At 68.3% G+C, this 22,890-nt stretch carries 25 protein-coding genes; 8 read left to right on the forward strand and 17 right to left on the reverse strand.

The genetic code is table 11. From position 1 onward, the window contains the following. Positions 1-2: 2 nt before the first annotated feature. The 3 genes from lptE to ABE454_RS04265 all read right to left on the reverse strand — a co-directional run bounded on the left by lptE (position 3) and on the right by ABE454_RS04265 (position 3,635). Positions 3-491, reverse strand: coding sequence for an LPS assembly lipoprotein LptE (gene lptE, locus ABE454_RS04255; protein ID WP_346529406.1), 489 nt, complete (start codon positions 489-491; stop codon positions 3-5). After that, positions 488-3,082, reverse strand: a complete 2,595-nt coding sequence (gene leuS, locus ABE454_RS04260; RefSeq protein ID WP_346529409.1) for a leucine--tRNA ligase — start codon at positions 3,080-3,082, stop codon at positions 488-490. Before leuS ends, lptE begins: the two co-directional genes overlap by 4 nt. A gap of 103 nt (positions 3,083-3,185) precedes the next feature. Then, positions 3,186-3,635 carry a DUF3576 domain-containing protein gene (locus tag ABE454_RS04265; RefSeq protein ID WP_346529412.1) on the reverse strand — a complete coding sequence of 150 codons (450 nt, stop codon included), beginning with the start codon at positions 3,633-3,635 and terminating at the stop codon, positions 3,186-3,188. Between the two features lie 358 nt (positions 3,636-3,993). On the opposite strand from ABE454_RS04265, the gene ABE454_RS04270 reads away from it, so the two are divergent. Next, complete coding sequence (locus ABE454_RS04270) at positions 3,994-4,392, forward strand: NtrZ family periplasmic regulatory protein (protein WP_346529414.1); 399 nt, start codon at positions 3,994-3,996, stop codon at positions 4,390-4,392. Between the two features lie 15 nt (positions 4,393-4,407). Here ABE454_RS04270 and ABE454_RS04275 read toward each other — a convergent pair whose 3' ends face one another. Beyond that, positions 4,408-5,070, reverse strand: coding sequence for a thiamine phosphate synthase (locus tag ABE454_RS04275; protein ID WP_346529417.1), 663 nt, complete (start codon positions 5,068-5,070; stop codon positions 4,408-4,410). On the opposite strand from ABE454_RS04275, the gene ABE454_RS04280 reads away from it, so the two are divergent. The 4 genes from ABE454_RS04280 (at position 5,069) to ABE454_RS04295 (ending at position 7,728) form a co-directional block, all read left to right on the forward strand. Beyond that, positions 5,069-5,791 carry a YggS family pyridoxal phosphate-dependent enzyme gene (locus ABE454_RS04280; protein ID WP_346529419.1) on the forward strand — a complete coding sequence of 241 codons (723 nt, stop codon included), beginning with the start codon at positions 5,069-5,071 and terminating at the stop codon, positions 5,789-5,791. The two genes, ABE454_RS04275 and ABE454_RS04280, sit on opposite strands and share 2 nt — an antisense overlap. A 62-nt stretch (positions 5,792-5,853) precedes the next feature. Beyond that, entirely contained in the window at positions 5,854-6,540 is a 687-nt protein-coding gene (locus ABE454_RS04285) for a response regulator transcription factor (protein WP_346529421.1), read from the forward strand. Between the two features lie 28 nt (positions 6,541-6,568). After that, positions 6,569-7,492 (forward strand): transcriptional regulator GcvA, encoded by a 924-nt coding sequence (gene gcvA, locus ABE454_RS04290; protein ID WP_346529423.1) that lies wholly within the window; start codon positions 6,569-6,571, stop codon positions 7,490-7,492. 113 nt (positions 7,493-7,605) lie between these two features. Beyond that, positions 7,606-7,728, forward strand: a complete 123-nt coding sequence (locus tag ABE454_RS04295) for a hypothetical protein (RefSeq protein ID WP_346529424.1) — start codon at positions 7,606-7,608, stop codon at positions 7,726-7,728. Positions 7,729-7,735: 7 nt separating this feature from the next. Here the strand turns inward: ABE454_RS04295 and ABE454_RS04300 are convergent, their stop codons facing one another. Beyond that, entirely contained in the window at positions 7,736-8,647 is a 912-nt protein-coding gene (locus tag ABE454_RS04300) for a hypothetical protein (RefSeq protein ID WP_346529425.1), read from the reverse strand. 86 nt (positions 8,648-8,733) lie between these two features. Here ABE454_RS04300 and ABE454_RS04305 point away from each other — a divergent pair, with 86 nt between their 5' ends. Further along, complete coding sequence (locus ABE454_RS04305; RefSeq protein ID WP_346529427.1) at positions 8,734-10,122, forward strand: SLC13 family permease; 1,389 nt, start codon at positions 8,734-8,736, stop codon at positions 10,120-10,122. Between the two features lie 6 nt (positions 10,123-10,128). Here ABE454_RS04305 and xth read toward each other — a convergent pair whose 3' ends face one another. The 3 genes from xth to ABE454_RS04320 all read right to left on the reverse strand — a co-directional run bounded on the left by xth (position 10,129) and on the right by ABE454_RS04320 (position 14,619). After that, a complete protein-coding gene (gene xth, locus ABE454_RS04310) occupies positions 10,129-10,926 on the reverse strand; it encodes an exodeoxyribonuclease III (protein WP_346529429.1) in 798 nt (265 codons plus the stop codon). A gap of 252 nt (positions 10,927-11,178) precedes the next feature. After that, the gene (locus ABE454_RS04315) at positions 11,179-11,820 is read right to left on the reverse strand and encodes a LolA family protein (RefSeq protein ID WP_346529431.1); all 642 of its coding nucleotides are present in this window, start codon (positions 11,818-11,820) and stop codon (positions 11,179-11,181) included. A 294-nt stretch (positions 11,821-12,114) separates the two neighbouring features. Continuing rightward, positions 12,115-14,619 (reverse strand): FtsK/SpoIIIE family DNA translocase, encoded by a 2,505-nt coding sequence (locus ABE454_RS04320; protein ID WP_346529433.1) that lies wholly within the window; start codon positions 14,617-14,619, stop codon positions 12,115-12,117. A gap of 173 nt (positions 14,620-14,792) precedes the next feature. Between ABE454_RS04320 and ABE454_RS04325 the strand changes: the two genes are divergently transcribed. Beyond that, on the forward strand, positions 14,793-16,046 hold the full coding sequence (locus tag ABE454_RS04325) for a UbiH/UbiF/VisC/COQ6 family ubiquinone biosynthesis hydroxylase (RefSeq protein ID WP_346529436.1): 1,254 nt from the start codon (positions 14,793-14,795) through the stop codon (positions 16,044-16,046). A 183-nt stretch (positions 16,047-16,229) separates the two neighbouring features. On the opposite strand, the gene ABE454_RS04330 is transcribed toward ABE454_RS04325, so the two are convergent. From ABE454_RS04330 to ABE454_RS04355, 6 genes are all read right to left on the reverse strand, one after another. Beyond that, the gene (locus tag ABE454_RS04330) at positions 16,230-16,424 is read right to left on the reverse strand and encodes a Trm112 family protein (protein ID WP_003166576.1); all 195 of its coding nucleotides are present in this window, start codon (positions 16,422-16,424) and stop codon (positions 16,230-16,232) included. A 151-nt stretch (positions 16,425-16,575) separates the two neighbouring features. Continuing rightward, positions 16,576-17,235 carry an LON peptidase substrate-binding domain-containing protein gene (locus tag ABE454_RS04335; RefSeq protein ID WP_346529439.1) on the reverse strand — a complete coding sequence of 220 codons (660 nt, stop codon included), beginning with the start codon at positions 17,233-17,235 and terminating at the stop codon, positions 16,576-16,578. An 11-nt stretch (positions 17,236-17,246) separates the two neighbouring features. Then, positions 17,247-18,146 (reverse strand): thioredoxin, encoded by a 900-nt coding sequence (gene trxA / locus ABE454_RS04340; RefSeq protein WP_346529442.1) that lies wholly within the window; start codon positions 18,144-18,146, stop codon positions 17,247-17,249. A 212-nt stretch (positions 18,147-18,358) separates the two neighbouring features. Next, positions 18,359-19,129 (reverse strand): type I methionyl aminopeptidase, encoded by a 771-nt coding sequence (map, locus tag ABE454_RS04345; RefSeq protein WP_346529445.1) that lies wholly within the window; start codon positions 19,127-19,129, stop codon positions 18,359-18,361. After that, positions 19,126-19,356, reverse strand: coding sequence for a ParD-like family protein (locus ABE454_RS04350; protein WP_346529709.1), 231 nt, complete (start codon positions 19,354-19,356; stop codon positions 19,126-19,128). Before ABE454_RS04350 ends, map begins: the two co-directional genes overlap by 4 nt. Positions 19,357-19,409: 53 nt before the next feature. Continuing rightward, positions 19,410-19,958, reverse strand: a complete 549-nt coding sequence (locus ABE454_RS04355) for a prolyl-tRNA synthetase associated domain-containing protein (protein WP_346529446.1) — start codon at positions 19,956-19,958, stop codon at positions 19,410-19,412. An 86-nt stretch (positions 19,959-20,044) separates the two neighbouring features. Here ABE454_RS04355 and ABE454_RS04360 point away from each other — a divergent pair, with 86 nt between their 5' ends. Further along, positions 20,045-20,785 carry a DUF6065 family protein gene (locus tag ABE454_RS04360; RefSeq protein WP_346529449.1) on the forward strand — a complete coding sequence of 247 codons (741 nt, stop codon included), beginning with the start codon at positions 20,045-20,047 and terminating at the stop codon, positions 20,783-20,785. A 218-nt stretch (positions 20,786-21,003) separates the two neighbouring features. Here the strand turns inward: ABE454_RS04360 and ABE454_RS04365 are convergent, their stop codons facing one another. The 3 genes from ABE454_RS04365 to ABE454_RS04375 form a co-directional block, all read right to left on the reverse strand. After that, the gene (locus tag ABE454_RS04365) at positions 21,004-21,558 is read right to left on the reverse strand and encodes a CC0125/CC1285 family lipoprotein (protein WP_346529451.1); all 555 of its coding nucleotides are present in this window, start codon (positions 21,556-21,558) and stop codon (positions 21,004-21,006) included. A gap of 88 nt (positions 21,559-21,646) precedes the next feature. Beyond that, positions 21,647-22,279 (reverse strand): LysE family translocator, encoded by a 633-nt coding sequence (locus ABE454_RS04370; RefSeq protein ID WP_346529454.1) that lies wholly within the window; start codon positions 22,277-22,279, stop codon positions 21,647-21,649. A gap of 123 nt (positions 22,280-22,402) precedes the next feature. Then, positions 22,403-22,870: a translation initiation factor IF-2 gene (locus tag ABE454_RS04375; RefSeq protein ID WP_346529456.1), complete on the reverse strand. Its 468-nt coding sequence runs from the start codon at positions 22,868-22,870 to the stop codon at positions 22,403-22,405. Positions 22,871-22,890: the final 20 nt, after the last annotated feature.

Consider the following 22,890-nt stretch of genomic DNA (forward strand, 5'->3'; position numbering starts at 1 on the left):
CTTCAACGTCCCGCCAGGACGCGCATCATGTCCAGACGGATCAGGCGCGCCAGATCGGCGGCGGCGCGGTCTTCACCGTCCTGCTGGGCGGCGATGGCGGCATAGGGCTGGTCGGCGGCGGCATAGGTGACCGTGGTGGTCTGCACGCCCTTGATGGTCTCGCCGCCCGCGGCGGGGGTCAGCGCCCATGCGGCCCTGACCGTCAGTTCATAGCGGCTGGCCGTGTCGTCGATGCGGCGACCCAGCGGGCGGCGACGATGCTCGACCTCGGTCGACAGGCGATAGAGAGGCGCCTGGGCGCCGTCGCGGCCGAAGGCGTCCTCCAGCTGTTCGCGCAGGCGATAGCCCAGACGATCATCCGGCGTCGTCACGGCGATGCGCGACAGGCCGCCGCTGACGCCGGTTTCGCCGTACATGGGCGTGAAGCCGCAGCCGGACAGCAGAACCGTCCCGGCCACGGCCAGCAGGAGGCGACGCCCGCCCGGCATCATCCGGCCACCAGATTGACGATACGGTCGGGCACGACGATCACCTTGCGGATGCTGAGGTTGTTGGCGGCAAGGTAGGCCTGAACCGTCGGATTGGCGAGGGCGGCGGCTTCGACCGTCGCATTGTCCGAACCGCGCGGCAGGACGACCTCGCCGCGACGCTTGCCGCCGATCTGGACGGGCAGGGTGACCTGATCGTCAGCGGCCAGGGCGGCGTCAAAGACGGGCCAGGGCGCGTCCAGCACCATTCCGGCCTCGCCCAGCTGGCTCCAGCATTCCTCAGCCAGGTGGGGGGTGAAAGGCGCCATCAGCCGCGCCAGAGCCGACAGGGCCGTCTTCTTCGCCTCGGCGCCCGCCTTGTCGTGCTGACGGATGGTCGCCAGGAAGGCGTAGAGCTTGGCCACGGCCGAGTTGAAGCGGAAATGCTCGACGCCCTCGCTGACGGCCTTGATGGCCTTGTGCGTCTCGCGGATCAGGGCGGCGTCGGCATCGGGGTTGGCCGGAGCGGCGGCGTCGAAGGCGGCGTATTCGCCCCAGACGCGCTGGACGAAGCGGGCGGCGCCCTCGACCCCGCCGGTCGACCACTGGATGTCGCGCTCGGGCGGGCTGTCGGACAGGATGAACAGGCGCCCTGCGTCCACGCCATAGGCGGCGATGATGTCCTGGGGCGCGACCACGTTCTTCTTGGACTTGGACATCTTTTCGATGTCGCCGATCGTGACGGCGGCGCCGGTGGACAGGCGGGTGGCGACGCGTTTGCCGTCTACCGTCTCGATGCGCACGTCGGACGGCTCGATCCAGCGGGGTTTGCCGCTGTCTTCATGGCCGTCGAAATAGGTCTCGTGGACCACCATCCCTTGCGTGAACAGGCCGGCGAACGGCTCCTTCACGTCCATCAGTCCGGCGTCCGACAGGGCGCGGGTGATGAAGCGGGCGTAGAGCAGGTGCAGGACCGCGTGTTCGACGCCGCCGATGTATTGGTCGACCGGCAGCCATTTGGCGGCGGCAGCCTTGTTGATCGGCTCGGCCGCCTTGGGGTCGGCGAAGCGGGCGAAATACCAGGAACTGTCGACGAAGGTGTCCAGCGTGTCCGTCTCGCGCCGGGCGGCGGCGCCGCACGACGGACAGTTGACGTGTTTCCACGTCGGGTGGCGGTCCAGCGGGTTGCCCGGTACGTCGAAGGTGACGTCCTTGGGCAGTTCGACCGGCAGCTGGTCGGTCGGGACCGGCACGACGCCGCAGGCCTCGCAGTGGATGACCGGGATCGGGCAGCCCCAGTAGCGCTGGCGGCTGACGCCCCAGTCGCGCAGGCGATAGATGGTCGCGCCTTCGCCCGTTCCGGCGGCCTCGATGCGTCGGATGGCCTCGGCCTTGGCGGCCTCGATATCCAGACCGTTCAGGAAGTCGGAATGGAAGATGGCGCCGGGGCCGGTATAGGCCTCGTCCGTCACGGCGAAGTCGTCGCCCGCGCCCTCGGGGCGGACGACCGGGATCACCGGCAGGTCGTATTTGCGGGCGAAGTCCAGATCGCGCTGGTCATGCGCCGGGCAGGCGAAGATGGCGCCCGTTCCGTAGTCGGACAGGATGAAGTTGGCGATCCACACCGAAACCTCGGCGCCGGTGAAGGGGTGGACGACCTTCAGCCCCGTGTCCCAGCCGATCTTCTCGGCCTGTTCGATGTCGGCCTGGCTGGCGCCGCCCTTGCGGCATTCGGCGACGAAGGCGGCGACCTTCGGGTCGGCCTCGGCCAGTTGCTTCGAGATCGGATGATCGGGGGCCAGACCCATGAAGCTGGCGCCGAACAGGGTGTCCGGGCGGGTGGTGTAGATCTCCAGTCCGTCATCGAAACCGGCCGGGATAGCGCCCGACCAGGCCCATTTCATTTGCAGACCCTTGGACCGGCCGATCCAGTTTTCCTGCATCAGACGGACCTTTTCAGGCCAGCGGCCTTCCAGCTCGGCCAGGCCGTCGATCAGATCGTCCGCATACTGAGTAATGCGCAGGAACCACTGGTTCAGCTTGCGCTTCTCGACCACAGCGCCCGAGCGCCAGCCGCGCCCGTCGATGACCTGTTCATTGGCCAGAACCGTGTTGTCGACCGGGTCCCAGTTGACCACCCCGTCCTTGCGATAGACCAGACCGCGCTTGAACAGTTCGAGGAACCATTCCTGCTGCTTGCCATAGTATTCGGGGTCGCAGGTGGCGAACTCGCGGCTCCAGTCCAGCGACAGGCCCAGAAGCTTCAGTTGGTCGCGCATGGTCGCGATGTTGGACCAGGTCCAGTCGCCGGGGTGGACGCCGCGCTCCATCGCCGCGTTCTCGGCGGGCATGCCGAAGGCGTCCCAGCCCATCGGATGCAGCACGTCATAACCGCTGGCCCGCTTCCAGCGCGCCACGACATCGCCCATCACATAGTTGCGGGCGTGACCCATGTGGATGTTGCCCGACGGATAGGGGAACATCTCAAGGACATAGTATTTCGGGCGGCCGGTATCGGCGTTGGACACCGAAAAGGCGTCAGCCTCGGCCCAGCGGGCCTGCTGGCGGGGTTCGGCGGTCTTGGGCTCGTAGCGGGACGGGCTGGAGGGGGCCACGGCGTATCCTGAGGCGGCGCCTCAGGCGCGAAGCTTGAGGCGGGCCTGGGGACGCATTGAAGACAAAAGGCGAAGGGGCGGCTGTTGCAGCCGCCCGGTTGGATCAGCGGCGGGCCGCGTTGGCGAGGTTGAGCTGGCGCGCCTTGGTCAGGATGGCGTTTTCCAGATCGGTTTCGGTCTGGGCCGCGACCGGGGCTGAAACCCAGGCGCCGGATGCGTCCTTGGCCTCCTTGGTGATGGAGACGTTCAGGGCGTCGGCGCGCAGGCGGCGATCCAGGATGAAGACGGTCGCCTTGAAGCGCTCGTTCGGCGCCTGCGGATTGACGTACCAGTCATAGTTGACCACGCCGCCCCACGGGTCGGCGCTGGCCAGAGGCATGAAGGACAGGGTGTCCAGCGTGGCGCGCCACAGATAGGCGTTCACGCCGATGCCCAGCTGGGCCTCCATCGTGGGCGCCTTGGCCTTCGACCCGCCGAACGGCAGGCTGGAGCAGCCCCCGAGCAGCAGGCCCGAGGCGATCAGGGCGACCGCAGCGCCGCGAACAAGAGCCATTCGGTGATCTCCGTAAAGGGTTTGACGACGCATGACGCAGACGGCGTCAAACGACGCCCACGCACACGCACGTCAGCAACGCTCTATAACACGGTGAAAAGGGGCGATGACAAGGCGATCCGACGCCGTGACATTGCGAATGAGCGCCAGAGGACGACCCGGACCAGCCGCCGCGAGACCTGAAGGCGTGACACAGGCGCCACAGGCCCGCCCGGAGTCGTCCTTAACCTCGGCCATATGGGCATCTGCGCGTTGACCGGGTGGATGCAGTCCATATGTTATCCCCAGCCTCACAAGGGGCGAAGACTTCTAACGAAGGATCGGCGCGACAGACGTCTGATCCGTTTGGGTAGGTGGAATGCGCATCGTCGCCGTCATCGCTGCAAGCGTGGGCGTCCTGGTCTTGGCCGGGACGGCGACCGACGCTGCCGCACAGACGCGCGGCCGGGCGCCCGCCGTGTCGCTCGCCGACGCCGCCGCCCAGTCGCCCAGCACCCCGGCCGCCACCCAGCGTCGCGGCCTGCGCTGGAACGAGAACGGCCGCTGGGGCCTGAACTTCAACCTCAGCCAGCCGGTCGGCCGCGAAGCCGACTGGGGCGATGTCGAGGCCGGGGCCTATTACCGCCTCAGCCCGCGCCTGCGCGTCGGCGCCGCGGCCAATCTGGCCTCGCCGGAAGTCGACCCGGCCCGCGCCCCGGAAAGCAGCGACCGCCGCGCCGCGCCGCGCGTCCGCCTCGAAACAATCTTCAAGTTCTGAATGTCGCTTCCTGCCCTATGGGCGGGAAAAAGCGGTCTGGATCGCATCGACGCCCGCCAGTCCGCACGCGCCTGATTCGTTCAGGGCCGCGACATTGCCTGCCGTGATCCCGCCCAGCGCATAGACGGGGCAGGGGGCCTGCGCCGCCAGCGCCGAAAACCTTTCCACGCCCAGCGCCGTTTTTGCAGCCGACGCCCCGCCCGCCGGAAACACCGGCGACAGGACAAGGGCGTGCAGGTCGCGGGCGCCGCGCACGGCGGCCTGCGAATGGGCCGCCCCGGTCAGCAGCCAGTCAGGGCGCCGCCCAGACAGGGCATAGGCCGCCGACAGGGCGCGCTCGGGCAGGTGGACGCCGTCCGCCCCGATCCGTTCGGCCAGTTCCGCGTCCAGCCCGACCAGCAGCAGGGCGCCTGCCGCCTGCGTCGCTTCGCGCAGGCGCAGGCCTGTCTCGACGGCGTCGGGGGCCCCGAAGGCGCGATAGATCACGCCTGCGCCCGCTGGCAGGCGCGCGGCCGTCTCCCACGGGCGGGGCGTGCGCGCCGGGTCGGTGAAGAACAGCAGGGGCGGCAGGGGGCGCGGGCTGACAGCCGCCCCGGCGAGGGCTACAGACTGCGACAGGGCCAGCGCCGTCGCCCACAGTGCGCGTGCATCCTCGGCCATGAAATCGGACAGGGTCATGACCGCCACTAATCCCGCTTCAGCCGCTTCGTCCATCGCTGAGCGTTTCGAACAGGTCCGCCGCCGCATCCATGAGGCGGCCGCTGCGGCGGGACGCGACCCGGCCTCGGTCGTCCTGACCGCCGTATCCAAGACGCAGGGCGATGCGGCGCTGGACGCCGCCCTGTCGGCGGGCCAGCGTGTATTCGGCGAGAACCGGGTGCAGGAGGCGCAGGCCCATTGGAGCGCCCGTCGTGCAGCCCTGCCGGATCTCGAACTGCGCCTGATCGGCCCGCTTCAGACCAATAAGGCGCAGGAGGCGGTCGAACTGTTCGACGTCATCGAGACGCTGGACCGGCCCCGTCTGGCCTCGGCGCTGGCGGCGGCGATGACGAAGACCGGCCGTCGTCCCCGTCTGCTGGTTCAGGTCAACACCGGCGCCGAGCCGCAGAAGGCGGGCGTCCTGCCCGATGACGCAGACGCCTTCATCGCCGCCGTGCGCGACGATCACGGTCTGACGATCGAGGGGCTGATGTGCATCCCTCCGGCTGATGAAGGCCCGGCGCCGCACTTCGCCCTGCTGGCCCAGATCGCCCGACGCAACGGTCTGCGCGTGCTGTCGATGGGGATGAGCGGCGACTATGAGGCGGCGATTGCAGCGGGCGCGACCCATGTCCGGGTCGGTTCTGCACTCTTCGGGGAACGAAATATGGCCCCTGCGACCTCTTGGAAGACAATATAGCCCCAGAAACCCGTCCGGCGCCCTTGGCGTTCGGCTCAAGCCTCGCCATTCTTAAAGGCACCATGCGCACGCCCAAAACCATTCTGATCATCGACGACGACAATGACCTGCGCGAAGCCCTGGCCGAGCAGCTGGCGCTTCACGAGGAATTCCGTCCGGCCCAGGCCTCCACGGCGACCGACGGCGTGCGTCAGGCCAAGGAGACGCGGGCCGATCTGATCCTGCTGGACGTCGACCTGCCCGACATGGACGGCCGCGAGGCCTGTCGCCTGATCCGCAAGGCCGGAATTTCGACACCGGTCATCATGCTGACGGGGCAGTCGTCGGATTCCGACGCCATCCTCGGGCTGGATTCCGGCGCCAATGACTATGTCACCAAGCCTTTCCGGTTCGCCGTCCTGCTGGCGCGCATCCGCGCCCACCTGCGCAGCCACGAACAGTCCGAGGACGCCGTCTTCCAGGTCGGCCCCTATGAGTTCCGCCCGGCTTCCAAGCTGATGGTCGACGACAAGGGCAAGAAGGTCCGGCTGACGGAAAAGGAAACCAACATCCTGAAGTATCTCTATCGCGCCGGGGCCAAGCCGGTGTCGCGCGAAGAGCTGCTGACCGAGGTGTGGGGTTATAACGCCGGGGTCACGACCCACACGCTGGAAACCCACATCTACCGCCTGCGTCAGAAGATCGAGGCCGAGCCGGGTCAGGCGCGCCTGCTGCTGACTGATGCAGGCGGCTATCGCCTCCAACCCTGAACCCCGCGCACATGAGAGGGCGTCGATCATGAGCGAGCGTCGCCCCACACCGCCGCTTGTGGCCCTGCGCGCCTTCGACGCGGCGGCCCGGCTGGGCAGTTTCCGCGAGGCGGCGGCCGAACTGGGCGTCACCCCCGGCGCCGTCAGCCGCCACGTCAAGGCGCTGGAGATGCGGCTGGGCCTGCGGCTGTTCGACCGCTTCAACCGATCGGTGCGCCTGACCGCCGACGGCAGGCGTCTGGCCCAGGGCGTCGCCGACGCCTTCGAGCGGCTGGAAAGCGCGCTGGAGGCCGTGCGGCCGGGCCGTTCGCGCCAGCTGCGCATCACCGCCCTGCCGTCGCTGGCCAGCAAATGGCTGTCGCCGCGCCTGCATCGCTTCAGCGAGGAAAACCCCGATCTGGACCTGATCGTCTTCGCCGAGGATCGGGTCGTCGATCTGGCCAACGGCGAGGCGGATGTCGCCCTGCGCTATGGCGAAGGCCCCTATCCCGGTCAGGTGGCGCGTCGTCTGGTCAATGAGCGGCTGATCCCGGTCTGCGCCCCGTCCTTCGTCGCCGGACGCCGCCTGAGCCAGCCGGCCGATCTGCTGGACGTGGTGCTGATCCATGAGACCTGGCACGACATGCCCTATGCCGACCGCATGGGCTGGAAGGCGTGGTTCGAAAGCGCGGGGGTCGAGGATCCGCGCGTCCAGAGCCTGCGCGGCCCCCACTTCAGCCACAGCTATCTGGCGCTGGAGGCGGCCCGGTCGGGGCGCGGCGTCACCCTGACCTCGGCGCCGCTGGTGACCGATGAGTTGCGTGAAGGGCGCCTGATCCAGCCGGTCGACCACGCCCTGACCAATGATCTGGCCTATTGGGCGGTGGTGCTGCCCGAACGGGCCGACGAGCCCAAGCTGCGGCGCTTCATGAACTGGATCGAGGCGGAATCCCGGCCGGATCGCGACGTTTGAAGGGATCGGGTGATCTCAGATCACTCGATGCGGCCTAACCGTGGTTTGTCCACAGGCCTTGCTCCGCCTATCTTGAGACCATTCGGAACTCCCCCGCCGAAAGGAACTCACTCATGAAACTCGTGCATCCCCGCGCTTCGGGCTTCTCGTTCGAAGGTCTGGTCGTCTTCACCGGCAGCGTCACCCTGATCCTGCTGGGCGTTCTGGCCGGCGCCGCCCTGATGGGCGCCGCCTGATCTTAGATCAATGCGGGCGCCATTCGCTGAGAACGGCGCCCGTGGCTCCCTCCTCGAAGGCCAGCCGGTCCAGCCGCAGGGCGGCGACGCAGACCGGACGGCTTTCAGCGTCCTGTTGGACGCAATGGACGGCCTTGCCGTCCGCGAAGGCGGTCAGCCGTCCTTCCAGCCGCAGCGCATAGCCGCCCGGCGCAGGCGTCGCGACGGCGCCCTTTTCTCCCCGGATCACATGAACATAGGCCTGCCCCTGACGGCGGCCCAGACGCGACCCGCCGCTTTCCATGACGGCGGCCAGCCCGGCGCTGCGCTCGGGTTTGCTGAGGGACGCGGTCGCGTCCGGCGTGGCGGGCGGGGTCTTGTCGTTCAGGGCCTTATCCGGCGCATCCTCTTCAGGAGCCGTTACAGCGGCGACGGTTTGGCGCGGCGCGCAGGTTTCCAGCCCGCTCCAGGGTCGGGGGATCCAGAAGCCTTCGATGGCTTCCCATTTGCCGGTCGCGTCGGCCGGGGCGGCGCCGTCGCTGTTCGCGCGCGATACGCCGATCAGGGCTGAGGCGCTCAGGTCTTCGGGCATGACGGTCAGCATCAAGGCCCCGTCGGCGCCGCGCACGACGGACGGCAGGCCCGCCTCCACATGATCGGCGTCGCCTGCGCCCTGACAGCCGAAGGGCAGGCGCACCGATACGGTCCGGCCGTTCAGCGCGGCCTCGCGCTGGCGAGCATCGGCGGTGGCGGCCCGCGCCTCGGTCAGGGCGGCCAGCAGGGCGGCGCGGTTCAGGGTGGAGTCCAGAACGACCGTCGGCGTCTCGGGCGCCGGGGCTTCAGGCGCGGCAGGTTCGGGCGGCCGCTGGCACCAGGCCAGAAAGGGCAGGGCCGCCGCGACGGCGAGCGGTGCAGCAAGACGGGTCGTTGTTATCGCCATGGAAGCAGCCTAACACGGGAATGACGGATTGGCGTCCCGGCCTGTGATCGGGTTCGGCGTCAGGCGGAAGAGGGGCCCTTGCGCGGGTGACGCTGGACCAGATTATCGCTCTCGTCGTCCTGGTCGTCGTGGTCGGGGTGATGATCCACGGACGCCTGCGGTCCGATGTGGTGGCCCTCAGCGGCGCTGCGGCCCTGCTGCTGTTCGGCGTGGTGCGCCCGGTCGAGGTGCAGGGCGCCTTCGCCAGCCCGGCCATCATGGCGCTGGCTGGTCTGTTCGTCATCGCCTACGCCATGGAGCTGTCGGGCCTGCTGGCCTGGTTGATCCGCAAGGCCATGGGCCTGACTCGTATTTTCGGGCGTCACGCGGTCTGGATCGTGATCGGGCTTTGCGGCTCTGTCGGCGGCTTTCTGAACAATACGCCTGTAGTGGTGTTGGCGGCGCCGGTCGTCCGCGACATGGCGCTGTCGCTGGGCCTGTCGCCCAAGCGGTTCCTGATGCCGCTCAGCTATGCGGTCATCATGGGCGGTCTGCTGACCCTGATCGGCACCTCGACCAATCTGTTGGTCAGCGACATGGCGCGCAATGCGGGCCAGCCGGTCTTCTCTCTGTTCGAGATCACCGGCGTGGGGCTGTGCATCGCCACGGTCGGCGGCCTCTATCTGTACTTCATCGGCTCCCGCGTGCTGGAAAAGACTGCCGCGCGCGACGAAGCCGAGATGGCGGCCCGGCGCGAAGCTGAGGCTGAAAAGAGCAAGCGCAGCCTGTTCTCCTCTCTGCGCCTGCCGTGGTTGATGGAGCAGCGCGCCAGCCCCGGCGGGTCGGGCGATGCGGTGCTGGGCAATGTCGACCTGTATGAAAAAGGCGCGGATCGCCCGCTGGAGCTGAAGCGCGCCGTGGCGTCGCTGGCGGTCTTCGTCGCCGTGGTCGTGGCGGCGGCCCTGGGTCTGGCGCCGATCGCGGCCTCGGCCTTTGCGGGGGCGGTGGCGCTGATCCTGATGCGGGTCATTACGGCCGAGGAGGCCTATGCCGGGCTGAGGCCCGAAATCCTGCTGCTGGTCGCGGGCATGGTGGTCATCGGCTCGTCGCTGGAGGTGACAGGTCTGGCGCAGGCCGGGGCCGACGCCCTGATCGACGTGATCCGTCCCTATGGGCCATGGGCGGCGCTGTTCGTCTTTTACGGGGTGACGCTGTTTTCGACGGACATCCTGTCGAACGCCACGGTGGCGGTGCTGTTCTCGCCCATCGCCGTGGCCATAGCGGCCGCGCTGGGCGTGGATGCGCGGCCGTTTCTGGTGGCGGTGATGATGGCGGCCTCGGCCGCCTTCGCCACGCCCTTCAGCTATCAGACGAATGTGCTCGTCTATCAGATGGGCAATTACAGCTACATGGACTTTGTGAAGGTCGGCCTGCCGCTGAACCTGATCACCTGGGCCACCGGCATGGCGGCGATTCCGATTTTCTTCCCGTTCTGAGGCGGGTCAGACGTCCAGATCCATCACGACCGGGGCGTGGTCGCTGGGCCGCTCCCACTCGCGCACCGTATCCATGATGCGGGCGCTGCCCTTGACCACGGCTGGCGTCAGGCCGGGCGAGGTCCACAGATGGTCCAGCCGCAGGCCCCGGTTCGATTTGCGGAAATCCTTGGCGCGATAGCTCCACCAGCTGGCCAGTTTGACCGGGTCGGGGATCTGGTCGCGCAGCACGTCGGTGAAACCGCCCGCGTCCTGAAGCCGGTACAGGGTCTCGACCTCGCCGGGGGTGTGGCTGACCACCTTGGACATGAAGCGGTGGTTCCAGACGTCGTTCTCACCCGGGGCGATGTTGAAATCCCCGGCCAGAACCAGAGGCCGCTGGCGGTCGCGGGTCTTCATCTCGGCGGTCAGCCGTTCATAGAAGTCCATCTTGTGATCGAACTTGGGGTTCAGTTCGCGGTCAGGCAGATCGCCGCCCGCCGGGATGTAGAAGTTCTGCACCTCCACCCCCTCGACCACGGCCGAGACGCAGCGGGCGTGCCTCTCGCGGCAGACATCCAGCCTGGGGCTGTCGAGGATGGGCAGGCGGCTGGCGATGGCCACCCCGTGCCAGCCCTTCTGGCCGCCGATCCGCAGGTAGGGCAGGCCCATGTCGATGAAGGCCTGACGCGGGAACTGGTCCTCGGTGCATTTGATCTCCTGCAGGCACAGGACGTCCGGGGCGTTCTCGGCGACGAAACGGGCGACCTGATCAATGCGCAGGCGGACCGAGTTGATGTTCCAGGTGACGATGCGAAGGCTCATGCGACCGGCCTTAGCAGCTTGGCGGGGCGGGGTCTAAGCCGACAACCCGGCGAGGCCGCTGCCTTGATAAAAAGACGCCCGGAGCAGGGCTCCGGGCGCTTGAAGTTCGTCTCTCTCGCCGCCAGGCGGGGATGAATCCGTGGCGGGCGGGACGGCCGCCGCCGTCCTGTGCCCAAAGTGTCACGGGCAACAAAAAAGGTCAAACTATCATCGTTGTAATTTATGTGTGCCGATCACGTCACGTTTGTGACGTCAGCCGCGGCGGTTGCGACGGGTCGGGTCCCTCAGCTGGAACAGGCTGGCGGCCAGACCGGGCGCAGGGTCCAGCGTGGTCAGCTGCACCCGCGTGCGCGAGCCCTGCGCATCGGTGATGGTCCATTCCTGAAGCCGCACGGGCGAACCGGCGAAGGCCAGGATGACCGAGCCCTCGTTCGGCCGTTTGGCGTCGCGAGCGGTGATGGCGAAGGCGCCCGAATCCATGCGCGTCACCCGGTCGATGGTCACGCCCTGATCCAGCCGGACCTCGCGCGCCAGAAAGGTCGACAGCGGCGTCTGACCCAGCGGCGCCTGACGGAAGACGTTCAGGCGCGGGTCCCAGCGGCTGACGTTATTGCCGTCGGCCACGACCAGCAGGCCGGCGGGCTCGGTGTATTCGAACCGCATCTTGCCGGGGCGCTGCAGATAATAGCGGCCGGTGCGGCGCTGGTTGTTCGGTCCCGTCTCGACGAAGGTTCCTTGCGCCGTCGTCATGCCGGTCAGATAGGTCTGGGCCTGACGCAGGACGGCCTGATCGTCGGCCGACAGTCCGGCCTGTGCCAGAACGGCGGCGGGGGCGGCGGCGAAGGCCATCACGGCGGCGGAGCCGAGGCCGAAGGCGCGGCGGGAAATGCTCATGTCTTTTCTTCTCCCGTTCTGAACGGTTTTCGACCCGATGAGAGTGTGGGCTTCATCCGGCAGGCTGATGACGCCAGCCTGACCATATTCCGGCGCTCCGATGAAGCGGTGTTCATTGTTTAGTGTCCTATCGCTCGCCGCGCGGCGGCTCGCTGCTTGAGGACGTGAGGCGTTTAAGCGTTGACTGAACCGCGGGGTTCCCAAGCGTGCGCGCGCGATTGGCGCTGAAGCAGCGAGCCGCCGCGCGGCGAGCGATAGCGCCCGGCGGCAAAGCCGCCGCCTCGGCGAAGCCGATCAAACCATGGGAGGCGGTCCGGCCAGCACTTCGCGCTTGCCCGCATGGTTCGCCGGGCTGACGACGCCTTCCTGCTCCATGCGTTCGATCAGGGTGGCGGCGCGGTTATAGCCGATCTGCAGACGGCGCTGGACGTAGGAGGTCGAGGCCTTGCGGTCGCGCGTGACCACGGCCACGGCGCGGTCATACAGGTCGTCGCCAGTGCCGCCGCCGTCTTCGCCCATGGCGCCGTCGCCGTCGCCGTCCGGCTCGTCGGTGATCAGGTCGAGGTATTCCGGCTCGGCCTGGGCCTTCAGGTGTTTACAGACGTCCTCGACCTCCTGGTCGCCGACGAAGGGGCCGTGCAGGCGGGTGATGCGGCCGCCGCCCGCCATATAGAGCATGTCGCCCTGACCCAGCAGCTGCTCGCCGCCCTGTTCGCCCAGGATGGTGCGGCTGTCGATCTTCGACGTGACCTGGAAGGAGATCCGGGTCGGGAAGTTGGCCTTGATGGTGCCGGTGATGACGTCCACCGACGGGCGCTGCGTCGCCATGATCAGGTGGATGCCTGCCGCGCGCGCCATCTGGGCCAGACGCTGGACGGCGCCTTCGACGTCCTTGCCCGCGACCAGCATCAGGTCGGCCATCTCGTCCATGACCACGACCAGATAGGGCATGGGTTCGGGGCGGATCTTCTCGCTCTCGTAGACCGGGCGGCCCTGCTCGTCGAAGCCGGTCTGGACGGTGCGTTCGAAATGCTCGCCCTTTTCCTGAGCCTCGCGGGCGCGCTCGTTGTAGCTGGCGACGTTGCGAACGCCGAGCTTGGACATTCGGCGATAGCGGTCCTCCATCTCGCGCACGGTCCACTTCAGGGCCACGACCGCCTTCTTGGGGTCGGTCACGACCGGCGCCAGCAGGTGCGGAATGCCGTCATAGACCGACAGTTCGAGCATCTTGGGGTCGATCATGATGAAGCGGCACTCGGCGGGCGAGTGGCGATACAGGATCGACAGGATCATGGCGTTGACCCCGACCGACTTGCCCGAGCCGGTGGTGCCCGCGATCAGCAGGTGGGGCATTCGCGCCAGATCAGCGACATAGGGCTCGCCGCCGATGGTCTCGCCCAGCGCCAGCGGCAGCAGATGGCTCTTCTTGTCGTATTCGCCGGACGCCAGCAGGTCGCGCAGGAAGACGGTCTCGCGCTTGGCGTTGGGCAGTTCGATGCCGATGGCGTTGCGGCCCTGAACCACGCTGATACGGCAGGCGCGGGCCGACATGGAGCGGGCGATGTCGTCGGCCAGGGCCACGACGCGGCCGTGCTTCACGCCGGGCGCGGGCACCAGTTCATACAGGGTGACGACGGGGCCGGGGCGAATCTGGTCGATCTGGCCGCGCACGCCGAATTCCTGAAGCACGCCCTCCAGCATCTTGGCGTTGGCCTTAAGCGATTCCTCGTCGACGGCGCCGCCGCGCTGGCCGGGCTTGGCCAATATGCCCAGCGGCGGCAGCTCGAAGCCGCCCTCATTGGCGAAGTCGAAGGCCTGCTGGTCGGCGTCGCTGCGCACGGGCTTGGGCGCCTTGACCGCCGCGACCTTGGGCTCGGCCGGGCGGTTCGGACGCGCCGAGGGCGGAGCGATGGGGGCGGGGGCCGCGTCCTCCCACGGCGGGGTGTAGGCGTCGACCTCGTCGGCATAGGCGTCCGCGTCGTCGTGAGCTTCGGACGGAGGCGCGAAGGCGGCTTGAGACGGCGTTGAGACAGGCGCGGCGAGAGGGCTGTCCGCCTCCATCCCGTCGGCCTCGGGCAGGCGGTGGCGCGGCTTGCGGGCCGGGGTGGCGGCTTCGGCGACGGCGCGCGGCGCCTTGCCCGGTTTGGCGGCCTTGGCCGGTCGTGCGGCGCGGGCCTCAGCGCCCTTCTGGGCGGCCCAGCCGGCGGTGTCGGTGAAGTCGCGCAGACGCAGGCCCACGGTATAGGCCAGACTCCACAGCGCCAGCGCCAGGAACAGCAGGCCCAGAATGATGCGCGCGCCGGGGACCTTCAGCGCGCCCAGACCATTGGCGGTCAGGCCGGTGACGGCGTCGCCCCACAGCCCGCCCATGCCCGCCGCCAGCGGCCATTTGGCGGGCGCCGCGGGGGCCGACAGGGCGGCCGACAGCAGCAGCACGCCCGCGACGGCGCAAAAGATCTTGAACGGCGTCGGCTGCAGCCGGTGCTGCAGGGCGTCGCCGATCGCCACTGCCAGCCCGAAGGCGATCAGCAGCAGGACCGCAGGCCACGCCGCCAGCCCCAGCGACTGCATGATCAGATCGGCGAAGGTCGCGCCCGCCCCGCCCAGCCAGTTGGTCGGCGCCTGCGCCGATGCGGCGTTCCAGCTGGGATCGGCCGGGTTCCACGAGATCAGGGCCACCAGCAGAAGGGCGGCCAGCATGGCCTGCAGCACCCCCCTGAACCGCACGGCGAAGGGCGCCGCCCAGACGATGCGGACGGTGCTCCAGACGCGTTGGCCGAGCGCGAGGGCGGCGGACATGAAGGCGGACCCCTGAAATGGGACTGAAAGCGGACTCCGATCCTTAGTGCCTCACATAAGGTTAAAGCGGCATTTACCAGCCCGGTCTTTGCAGGCGCGGATGAGCCCTTATGTCCCAGCAGGCGCGCGGGCTTGAGGTGGCGTGACGCGCGATAGGGGCCTAGAACGACAGCATGAGCGGATCGGACGACTACGACATCATCATCGCCGGCGCAGGGCTGGTCGGGGCGACCTTTGCGCTGGCGGCGGCGCAGGGCGGCCTGCGGCCCGTCATGGTGGACCCCCAGCCCTTTGACGCCCAGATGGCGCCGACATTCGACGGGCGGGCGACGGCCATCTCCTACGCCAACTTCCGCATGTTGAAGGCGCTGGGGCTGGGCGAGGCGCTGGAGCCGCACGCCTGTCGCATGGACCGTATTCTGGTGACGGACGGCCGTCGTCCCGGCGCCGCCAGCCGCAAGCCTTCGGCCGCCTATATCCGCTTCGACGCGGACGAGATCGGCGACCGCAACGGCGGCGAACCGTTGGGCTATATGGTCGAGAATCGCCGCCTGCGTTCTGCGCTGGCCGAACTGGTCCAGGCGCAGGGACTGGAAGTCCGCGCCCCCGCCGCCGTAGCCGATGTGGCGGTCGGCCCGGGCCGGGCGACGGTGGCGCTGAAGGACGGCTCGACCCTGTCGGCGCCGCTGGTGATCGGGGCCGAGGGCCGCAACTCGACCGTGCGCCGCGCGGCGGGCATAGACGTCTTCGGCTGGACCTATCAGCAGAGCGGCGTGGTCTGCACCGTCCGCATGGAAAAGCCGCACGGCAACGTCGCCCATGAGTATTTCCTGCCGGACGGCCCTTTCGCCATCCTGCCGCTGACGGAGAACCGGGCCAATCTGGTCTGGACGGAAAGCACCCGCCGGGGCGAGGCCTTGCGCTCGGCCTCGGACGAGGCCTTCCACGCCCATCTGACGCGGCGGTTCGGCGACTTTCTGGGCGGGCTGACGATCGAGGGGCCGCGCTTCGTCTATCCCCTATCTCTGCAACTGGCCGAGAGGCTGACGTCGCCGCGCATGGCCATCATCGGCGACGCCGCCCACGGGGTGCACCCGGTGGCGGGGCAGGGGCTGAACATGGGGCTGAAGGATGTCGCCGCCCTGTCCGAGGTGCTGACCGAGGCCGCGCGCATCGGCGAGGACATCGGCTCGGAGCTGGTGCTGGAGCGTTACGCCCGCTGGCGGCGGTTCGATACGGCGGCGCTGGCGGCGGGCTTTGATGGGTTTGTGCGCCTGTTTTCCAACGACATCGCCCCGGTGCGGTTGGCTCGCGATCTGGGCATGGCGGCGGTCAATCGGATCGCGCCATTGCGCCGGGCCTTCATGCACGAGGCGGGCGGGGCGACGGGGGATCTGCCGCGGCTTCTTCGGGGCGAGGCGCTTTAAAGAGGCCTTATCGCTCGCCGCGCGGCGGTTCGCTGCTTGAGGGCTTCTCCTCCCCATTTCATGGGGAGGTGGCGCGGCGCGCAGCGCCGTGACGGAGGCGGCGTCTCGACGGCGGATGTTGTGTCGCCCCCTCCACCGCTGCGCGGTCCCGCTCCCCACGAAGTGGGGAGGAAAGCGTTTGCCTCAGTCCAGCGGGCGGGCGTCTTCGGCCAGCATGATCGGCACGCCGTCGCGGATGGGGAAGGCGAGTTTGGCGCCTGCGGACACCAGTTCATTGCGCTCGCGGTCATAGGTCAGGCGGCCGCGCGTGACCGGGCACACCAGCACCTCCAGCAGGCGGGGATCGACCGAGACGGGGGTGTTGAAGGCGTCGCTCATGATCTTTTTAGTTTCCTATCGTTCGCGCCGCGGGCGCTCACTGTTTGAGGAAGTCTGTGCCCTATCGCTCGCCGCGCGGCGGCTCGCTGCTTGAGGGCGCCGGGCGCCCCGTTCTGTTGGTCGTGTGTTTATCGCGTTGAGTGCGCTCAGACTACTGCATCGCGGGGCCGGGCTCGTCGTCGTCGGGGGCGATGGCTTCGATGCGCAGCAGGGCGGTTAGGGCGGCTTCGCGGTCGGTAAGGCTCAGGGCTTCCAGCAGGGCCTGTTTCTCGGGCGGATCAAACGGCAGGCCCATGGCCAGGCTGTTGACCAGCGCCTCCTGCGGGGCGGCGCGGGCGGTGTCCCAGTCGATGTCCATGCCGCGCGCCTCCAGATAGGGCGCCAGGGCCGACAGGAAGGGCTCGCGGTCGAAGGCCTCGTCGGGATCGGGCGCGCGCAGGTCGCCCTCATAGGGCAGGAAGTCGGCCCGCACCTGACGATAGGGGGTGCGGACCTGCATCTCGGTCGCCACGGCGAAGCGGCACACGCCGGTCAGGGTGATCAGATAGCGGCCGTCCGAGGTCTCGGCGAAGCTGGTGATCCGTCCGGCGCAGCCGACGCGGGTCAGGGGCGGATTGATCCCGGCAGGGCCGACCGGCTGGATCAGGCCGATCATCCGGTCGCCCGCCATGGCGTCGTCCACCATGTTCAGATAGCGCGGCTCGAACACGTTCAGCGGCAGCTGGCCCCGCGCCAGAAGGATGGATCCCGGCAAAGGAAACACCGGGATCACCTGGGGCAGTTCGCTGGCCTTGACGTAACCCTGAGCCATGATCGCGCCCGTTACGAAAACAGAATGGAGGACAGGCGCCGTCGACCGTCGCGGGCGACTTCGCTGGTGGGACCGGCGGCCTCGAACACCGTCAGCAATTGCTTGCGGGCGGCCTGTTCGTTCCACTCGCGGTCGGCCTGAACGATGGTCAGCAGGTGATCGACCGCGCCCTTCAGATCGCCTGCCGAGGCGAGGGCCTGTGCGAGGTCGAAGCGGGCCTGATGGTCGTTCTTGTCAGCGGCCAGCCGGGCTTCCAGTTCGCCGGTCGCGCCGGTCGGGGCGGCCGAGGCCAGCGACAGCTGGGCGCGCACGGCCTGCACTGTCGGCTCGGTGGAATCGGCCGGCGCCATGGCGATGGTCTGGGCCGCCTGTTCGGCGTCGCCCTCGGCCAGATAGACGCGGGCCATGCCGGCGATGGCCTTCTGATTGTCCGACTCCATTGTCAGGACGTGGGCGAAGGCCTGCGCCGCGCCGCCCAGATCATTGAGCGTCAGGGATTCCTCGCCCAGCGACAGCAGTTGCTCGACATCGGTGTTGACGCCTTCGCCGCCGGTCAGCTTGTCGATGAAGGCCTTGATCTGGCTGTCGGGAATGGCGCCCTGAAAGCCGTCGACCGGCTGGCCGTTGACGAAGGCGTAGACGGTCGGGATCGACTGCACCCGCAACTGGCCCGCATAGGCCGGGTTGGCGTCGACGTCGATCTTGACCATCTTCACCGCCCCCTTGGCGGCGCGCACGGCCTTTTCCAGCGCAGGGCCCAGCGTCCGGCACGGGCCGCACCAGGTGGCCCAGAAGTCGACGATGACCGGCTGATGCTTCGAGGCCTCGATCACATCGGTCATGAAGGAGGCGTCCGTGCCGTCCTTGATGAGATCGGGCGGGGTGGTCAGGGACGGGTCGGCGAAGGTCATGGTCGGGTCCGCAAGGCAAGACGAGGTAAGGTAACGGTTCAGATGGCGTCGGGATGCCTGTCCATCAAGCCGAAAGCGCGCCTTGCCGCAGCCGAAGGCGTCGGGATCGGGAAAAACAGAGTCCAATTCGTCTGAATCGTCTGAAATCGACGCCTGATTTCAACGCGCCATAGCAGGCGGCTGCGCCACAAGCGGTCATGTGCAGACGCGCATCAGGCGACCAGACGGGCTTCCTCCGGACGCAGGGTCAGGACGCGGACGCCGTTGCGGGTGACGGCGACGGTGTGCTCGAACTGGGCCGACAGCTTGCCGTCGGCGGTGACCACGGTCCAGCCGTCATCCTCGGTGCGGACGGTGCGGCGGCCCTGATTGAGCATGGGCTCGATGGTGAAGACCATGCCTTCGCGCAGGGTCAGGCCCGAACCGGGGCGGCCGAAGTGCAGCACCTGCGGCGCCTCGTGCATTTCGCGGCCGATGCCGTGGCCGCAGAAGTCGCGCACAATGGAATAGCCGCGCCGCGTCGCATGGCGCTCGATGGCGTGGCCGATGTCGCCCAGGGTCGCGCCGGGACGCACGGCGCGGATGCCTTTCCACATGGCCTGATAGGTCGTTTCGACCAGACGGCGGGCGGGCGCGGCGACCTGACCGATCAGATAGGTCTTGCTGGAGTCGGCGATGAAGCCGTTCTTTTCCAGGGTGATGTCCAGATTGACGATGTCGCCGTCCTTCAGCACGTCGTCGCGCGACGGCACGCCGTGGCAGACGACCTGATTGGGCGAGACGTTCAGCACGAAGCCATAGCCGTACTGACCCTTGCTGGCGGGGCGGGCGGTCAGATCGTCGGTGATGAAGGCCTCGACCCGGTCGTTGATCTCCAGCGTGTTCATGCCCGCCAGCGGCAGGCCGTTCAGCCAGGTGAAGACCGAGGCCAGCAGGCGGCCGGACTCGGCCATCAGTTCGATCTCGGCCGGGGTCTTGGTCATGCGGCGGCCTGATCGGGCGTCTGGTCGGGCGTCTGGTTGGGGGCGGCGACGCCCGCCGCCTTCAGCTCGCGCGCGGCCAGTTCCTGAAAGGACAGGCCGGGGTTCAGTTCGCCCAACATGCCGATCCTGATCCAGAAGGCGGCCTGGGCGTTGATCGAGCGGCACGAGACGCGGCTGGCGCGACGCAGTTGTTCGTGCAGTTCGTCCTCGATGTTGACGATGCCCATGGGGGGCTTCTCCATATACGATCCGTATATGGTTCGTATCAAAGAGGGCGGCGTCAGTCCAGCGCGGTGAAATCCACGACGATCGGTTCGCGGTCCAGCGCCTGAAGCACGCGGCGGAAGTCGCTCTGGCGCAGAGCGGTGGTGGCCGTGTTGGTCAGGGGGTGGAAGTTGACGACAGCGGCGTCCCACAGGCGCTGGTCCAGCACGAAGGTCACGCGGCGGTCCGTGTCGTTGATGAGCCCCAGCGCCGTGACCGAGCCGGGGCGCACGCCCAGGGTCTCCCACAACAGGGTCTCATTGCCGAAGGACAGGCGGTCCGAGCCCATGGCGCGATGGGCGCGCTTCAGGTCGATGACGGTGTCCTGCGCCGCCGAGATCAGCCACAGGCGGCCCTTCTTGTCCTTGAGGAACAGGTTCTTGGTGTGGACGCCGGGCAGGGCGGCCTTCAGCTCAAGCCCTTCCTCGACGCGGAAGACGGCCGGGTGGTCGTGGGTGGTCTGGTCGATGGCGTTCGCGGCCATCCATTCCAGCAGTCGCGCACGGTCGTAAGCGGGATCGGCGGCGGGTTCAGGAGCGTCTTCGGGAATGGGGGAGTCTGTCATCTTGGCCTTGTCGGGCGGGCGGCGAGGGCGATAGGGGGAGGGGGCCTTATCGTTACCCCCTGTTCGACAAGTTTGGGAGCCGCGTCTTGGAACTGGAATGCTATCCGATGAATGCGCGTCCGTGCGACCTGGTGCCGGGCCGCCAGTCGCGCAACTGGATGGACGCCTTCGCCAGCCGACACCCCTATCGCTGCCTGCCGCTGACCATGGCCAACACTACGGGCTGGGAGATCCTGTGCCCCTTCAGCTTTACGGCCGAGTGGAACGGCGGGCCGTCGCAGACCGACATCACCATCAAGCCGGACCAGCCGCAGCGGGAGCTGGACCACTTCGTCACCTCGCACTTCTCGCGCGGGGTGCTGACCATGCACCCGCAGTATCTGTTCCGCACGCCGCCGGGCTGGGGCCTGATCGCGCAGGGCTCGCCGAACCACGTCAAGGACGGCATCCAGCCGCTGACGGGGCTGATTGAGACGGACTGGCTGCCGTTCCCCTTCACCATGAACTGGATCTTCACGCGGCCGGGCCGCATCCGGTTCGAGAAGGGCGAGCCCTTCTGCTTCATCCTGCCGGTCGAGCACCGCAAGGTGGAGCAGTTCGAGCCGGTCATCCGTTCGCTGGAGTCCAACCCCGGCATGAAGGGACAGTTCGAGGCGTGGAACCGGGCGCGCACGGACTTCAACACCCGTCTGGCCTCGGGCGATCCCGACGCGGCCAAGGAGGCGTGGCAGCGCTTCTACTTTAAGGGCGAGGTGCCGGAGGCCCTGGGCACGGCGCCGGCCACCCACGCGAACAAGCGCCGCCTGAAGAATCCGCGCGTGGGGTGAGGCGGGGGCTTTCCTCCCCATTTCATGGGGAGGTGGCGCGGCGGCGGAGCCGACGTGACGGAGGGGGTGCTGGGTTCCGCTGTCGTTGACCCCTCCACCGCTTCGCGGTCCCTCTCCCCATGAAATGGAGAGGAAAAAGAAACGCCCGCCTCCGGTGACGGAAGCGGGCGTTGTCGTGTCGGGCGCGTGCTTATGCCGCGCGAGGAGCGATAGCGCCCTTACTTAGAGACCGGCCGCGCTACGCGTGGCCCGAGGTTGTTGATGACCTCGCGGGCGTCGAAGGCGTTCATGTCGCCGGCGGGCTTGGCGCCGCGGCCCATGACGATTTCGGCCGTGGCCTCATAGCGGTCGACCTGGCGGATGTCGCGCTCGCGGCCCCAGTAGGGGTCCCAGGTGCTCCAGTAGCCGCGCTGGTAGAAACGCCACGACGGACCCCAGTAGGGGCCGTAACGGTCGTAGTAGAAGGGGTCCGGCGTCGAATAGAACCGGGTGTCGCGGTCGGTGGCGCGGTTGACGGTGGCGAACCAGTCATAGCCCTGCTCGACCGTCAGTTCGGCCGAACGCAGCAGCAGCGACATCTCGACCTGATCGCGCGAGGTGACCGAATTGCCCGAGAAGCTGACGGCGTAGCGGTTGGATTCAAGGCGCTGCTCGGCATAGCCGCCCTGACCCTTGGCCCCGACGGGCTGATAGGGGGTGGCCGTCGCGCACGCGCCCAGGGCCAGCGCGCCTGCGAGGGCGATCAGCACCGGGGTTTGGCGAAGCTTCATCATGGAAAAATCTCCTTGAGCGCTCATTGAACGCCCTGCGGTCTGAACGAGGGGTGAATGGTCAAGTTCCGAATCGCTCACCTTCGTCCGATCACAGGCGCGAGACGATCAATACGGCGGCCAGAAGCAGAAGGCATCCCACCACAATGCCGAAACCCTTGCGGAAACGCGGCGCGGTCATCTGTCGCGCCAGCGCCGCCCCGCCCAGGCCGTAGCCGGACATCGACAGCCCGTCCATGGCGACGGTGGTGACGGCGAACAGGGCCAGTTGCGGCGCCAGCGGGCGGTGGATGTCCAGAAACGGCGGGAGGACGGCGGTGAAGAACAGGATGGCCTTGGGGTTGGCGATCTGGACCATGAAGCCGTCGATCAGGGCGCTGCGCCCGCGCTTGACCTCGATGTGGGCCGGTTCGGCCGCCGTGGCGAAGGCGCCGCGCAGGGCCTTGATCCCCAGCCAGGCGACATAGAGGGCGCCCAGAACGGCGATGATGCGGAAGACCTGGGGGAAGGCCATCACCAGGGCGCCCAGACCCAGGGCGGCGGCGGCGAACCAGACCAGTGTGGCCGTGTTCATGCCCAGCACGGCGGTCAGGGCGGCGGCCTTGCCCTTCTCCATGCCGGTGGCGACGGCGAAGATATTGGCCGGACCCGGCGTCACCGCCATCACGGCCATGATCCCCAGATAGGCGGCGTAGAGGTGCGGATCGACGGGAAGCGTGGCCATGAGGCGGTTTCCGCCCAGCGCGCGGGCGGGTCAAGCGGCTGTGCGCCGAAAGCTTATGTTGCGCGGCCTGAAACCGCGATCAGGCGACGGCGCCCGCGCGGGACGTCGTCGCCGTTTGGCGGATCAGTCGGCCGTGGGCGCGGCGGCTTCGGCCAGAGCGGCGCTGATGGCGGCGCGCAGCTGGGTCGGGACGGCGCGCAGGGCGGCGGGACCGGCCTCGGCGGCGCTCAGGATCTGGGCCTTGTTCTCGGCGTGCTCGGGCTTTTCGGCCATGGCGCGCATGAAGGCGTCGTATTCGTCGGCGAAGGCCGTGAAGGTCGGCTCATAGCGGTCCAGAACGGCGTCGGTGCGCGCCTTCTTGGTCGCGGCGTCCAGGCTTTCGTCGCTCATGATGGTTTCAAGTTCGGCGCCCATGCGCTCGGCCTCGGTCTCGAAGGCTTCGCCCTTGGCCTGGAAGGCGAGTTCCTCGGGCGAGGGCGGCGCCTGGTCGGTAAGGGCGGGCGCGGGCGGCGGCGGGTCCTGAACCACGGCGAAGGCGGGGGCGGCGCACAGGGTCAGGGCCGCGGCGGCGGCGAGGGCGATACGGTTCACGGGATGGCTCCGGCTGGCGA

It is taken from the genome of Brevundimonas diminuta (assembly GCF_039673845.1).
Lineage (GTDB): Bacteria > Pseudomonadota > Alphaproteobacteria > Caulobacterales > Caulobacteraceae > Brevundimonas > Brevundimonas diminuta_E.